General features: G+C 63.9%; 1 pseudogene. It reads left to right on the top strand.

Annotation, left to right across the window (positions count from 1 at the left end):
- Nucleotides 1-224, top strand: a pseudogene (locus ACQ4LH_RS21820) (hypothetical protein); the annotation flags it as partial.

Raw genomic sequence — 224 nt, 5'->3', positions numbered from 1 at the left:
CCACACCTGGGGGGGCGTCGCSGGCAGCGTMAGATGTRTAWARGAGACMGGGTTCGATGGACGCCGGCAATATGCTCAAGCCCCTCCTKGGCGCGTGGCGAGCTGCACGGCGTCGGCGCGACCACGCTMAACGAGTACCGCCAGTACATCGAGAAAGACGCGGCGCTGGAGCGGCGCTTCCAGAAAGTGCTGGTCGATGAGCCGAGCGAAGAAGCTGTCTCTTA

It is taken from the genome of Pseudomonas peli (assembly GCF_050563605.1).
Lineage (GTDB): Bacteria > Pseudomonadota > Gammaproteobacteria > Pseudomonadales > Pseudomonadaceae > Aquipseudomonas > Aquipseudomonas peli_A.
Note: the sequence above shows the minus strand (reverse complement) of the source record. Positions and strands in the feature narration are given on the sequence as shown.